The 2,790-nt window shown below is 69.3% G+C and carries 4 protein-coding genes and 1 pseudogene; 3 read left to right on the forward strand and 2 right to left on the reverse strand.

The window, feature by feature from the left end:
• The 3 genes from GTY47_RS12830 to GTY47_RS12840 all read left to right on the forward strand — a co-directional run.
• Positions 1–217, forward strand: a 217-nt coding sequence (locus tag GTY47_RS12830; RefSeq protein WP_010033764.1) for a GH32 C-terminal domain-containing protein, incomplete at its 5' end; no start/stop codon positions are given.
• A gap of 14 nt (positions 218–231) precedes the next feature.
• Positions 232–525 carry a putative quinol monooxygenase gene (locus tag GTY47_RS12835; protein ID WP_010033765.1) on the forward strand — a complete coding sequence of 98 codons (294 nt, stop codon included), beginning with the start codon at positions 232–234 and terminating at the stop codon, positions 523–525.
• Between the two features lie 278 nt (positions 526–803).
• Entirely contained in the window at positions 804–2,096 is a 1,293-nt protein-coding gene (locus GTY47_RS12840) for a phosphatase PAP2 family protein (protein WP_010033766.1), read from the forward strand.
• Here the strand turns inward: GTY47_RS12840 and GTY47_RS12845 are convergent.
• Together GTY47_RS12845 and GTY47_RS12850 are read right to left on the reverse strand one after the other, a co-directional pair.
• Positions 2,086–2,460, reverse strand: a complete 375-nt coding sequence (locus GTY47_RS12845) for a hypothetical protein (RefSeq protein WP_010033767.1) — start codon at positions 2,458–2,460, stop codon at positions 2,086–2,088. The two genes, GTY47_RS12840 and GTY47_RS12845, sit on opposite strands and share 11 nt — an antisense overlap.
• Positions 2,457–2,790, reverse strand: a pseudogene (locus GTY47_RS12850) (cytochrome ubiquinol oxidase subunit I); the annotation flags it as partial. The gene GTY47_RS12845 and the pseudogene GTY47_RS12850, both read right to left, overlap by 4 nt.

The raw sequence follows: 2,790 nt of genomic DNA on the forward strand, positions 1-2,790 counted from the left end.
CCAGACAGCACCGCTGAAGGCCGAGAACGGCAAGGTGAAGCTGCGGATCCTCGTCGACTGGTCGTCCGTCGAGGTCTTCGGGGGCAGCGGCGAAGCGGTGATCACCGACCAGATCTTCCCCGACCCCGCCAGCCAGGGAGTGGAGGTCTTCGCCGAGAACGGCTCGGTGAAGCTGGACCAGGCCCGCGTCTGGCACCTCGGCTCCGCCCACGACTGACAAGGAACCACAGCATGAAGAAGACCCTGTTCGCCGAGTTCACCGCACGTGAAGGGGCGGAGGACGAGGTCGCCCGCATGATCCTGGAGTACGCCGAGAAGGTGCGCGAGGAAGAGGGAAACCTCGCCTTCGAGGTCTACACCAAGGAGTCCCACCCGCGCGCCTACTGGATCTTCGAGGTGTACCGGGACGAGGACGCCTTCCAGGCACACCTGAAGGCCCCGTACGGCGGCCCGTTCAACGCCGCACTCGCCCCGCTGATCGAGGAGGACGCCTCGGTGCTGACCTTCCTCGATGCGGTGACCTGACGGTCCCCCGACGCGACGCCGGCCGGGCCCGTGGAGGCGAGCCCGGCCGACGCCCAACTCCCGGTGACGGCGCCGCCACGTTCGACGTCCTGTGGGGCGACAAGAAGTACACGTACCGACTGCCCGGGGCGCATCGCTCCGATAACATGTTCGGTCATGCGACGATCACCCCATAGCGACTAACAAATCGAATAAAACAATTGATACCTACCAAAACGCGGATCTCCTCGCGAACAAGACGCGGAATCACGTTCCCCGCATGGTCTCGGCCCCGGACGATGCTGTGGGCCGCGGCGGGTGTGGTGACCCTCGGGTTTCTCGTCGCGCTGGAGATCGCCGCGCGCCGCTACGGGGTGCCCGGGCCGATCACCTCCCAGGTGCAAGAGGTGATCGTCGCCCCCAAGTCGGGCTTCCTGCTGTACGCGGGTATGGCGCTGACGATGGTGGTGCTGACCCGGCGGCAACGGTTCATCGCCGTCGGCCTCGCGCTCGGCATCGACGCCGTCTTGCTGGTCGTGCGATGGGCGGCCGGCGCCGACCTGACGGACGGCCATCCCTTCGGCAACGGCGCGTTGTGGGTGATCCTGGGCTGCGCGGTCATCGCAGTGACGCGCCGCACCGGCCCGGAACGCGTCCTGCTGCTGAAGGGCGTCGGGCTGGGCCTGCTGCTGGTGGCCGGCCGCAAGACCGGTGACACCTGGCTGCTCATCACCTCGAAGACCCGCCCGATGGTGCTCGACCAGTACGTGGCGGTCGCCGACCACGCGCTGGGCAACCCGTCCTGGCTCGTCGGCCGGATCGTCACGGCCACCGGCCCGGTCGGTGCCCGGACCCTCGACTACGTCTACGCCCAACTGGCGGTGGCCGCGGTCGTCGTCGCGCTCTACCAGCTGCGCGACGTGGCGGCCGAGCGCCGCTTCCCGCGCCATCATCTGGTGCGGACCTTCCTGGTCATCGGCCTCCTCGGACCGGGCATCTACATGATCTTCCCGGTCGTCGGACCGATCTTCGCCTTCGGCACCGACGGCGGCCACTGGGCGGTGGCCAACCTGTGGCCGGACCTGCCGACGCCGATCAGCGCCGCACCGCACGACATGCCGTTCGACGAGATCACCCCCCGCAACTGCATGCCCAGCCTGCACACCGCGTGGGCCACCGCGATCTTCATCCATTCCCGCAAGGGCCCACGCGTGCTGCGCTACGCGGGCACGTTCTGGCTGATCGCCACGCTCGCCGCGACGCTGGGATTCGGCTACCACTACGGCGTGGATCTCGTGGCCGGCGTGGTGTTCACGGTCACCATCGAGGCGGCCCTGCGCTCGCTCGAACGCGGCTGGGACCGGTCCGGAACTCAACTCGTCACCTACGGAGCGGCCGTCTTCACGGCGCTGTTGCTCTCCTATCGCTATCTGCCGATGGAGATGGCCGAGCTTCCGTGGCTGTTCGGGCCGCTGCTCATCCTGGCGATGACCTCGGTGATCTACGGCTACGTACGGACCACGAGCCAGTGGGATACGAAGGCCCGGCCGGCGCTGCAGTCGGAGCCGCGGCACGAACTGGTCAGCGGGTGAGCAGAACCGCCAGGGCGCTCACTCCGCCCGCGCAGGCGAGGAGGGCGCAGGCGCAGGCGGCGTGGCGGCGGAGCAGGGTGTGCCGCAGTTCGGCGTAGCGGCTCTCGTACTCCTGTCGCAGCTCCTCGGCCCGCCGGACCGTGCCGCGCAGCAGCTCACGGGTGACGTCGAGGCGCCGGCGGACGTAGTGGCCGGTGATTTCCTCGGCTTGGGCGGTGGTCAGCCACGGCATCCGGGCGCAGAGCTCCTCGGCCTCGCGTCGTGCCTGGTCGCGATGGGCGTGCGCGAGGAGGTAGCCCTCGGCCTCGTCGGCCAGCGCGTGCCGCGGGGTGTCGTGCGGCGCCTCGTGGCCGCCGCGTCTCACGGCCGTTCGCCCTTGTGCCCGTCGGCCTCGACGACGTCGCGCCTGCCGGTGTTCTCCGCCTCGTCCAGCTGGGCCACGTCGGGATGGTGCAGGTCGAAGGCGGGGGATTCGGAGCGGATGCGCGGCAGGGTGACGAAGTTGTGCCGCGGGGGCGGACACGAGGTCGCCCACTCCAGGGAACGCCCGTAACCCCAGGGGTCGTTGACCTCGACCCGCTCGCCCTGCTGGGCGGTCTTCCACACGTTGTACAGGAACGGCAGCGTGGACAGGCCCAGCAGGAACGCGCCGATCGACGAGACGGTGTTCAGCCAGGTGAAGCCGTCCGCGGCG

The organism is Streptomyces sp. SID5464 (assembly GCF_009862985.1).
Taxonomy (GTDB): Bacteria; Actinomycetota; Actinomycetes; order Streptomycetales; family Streptomycetaceae; genus Streptomyces; species Streptomyces chartreusis_D.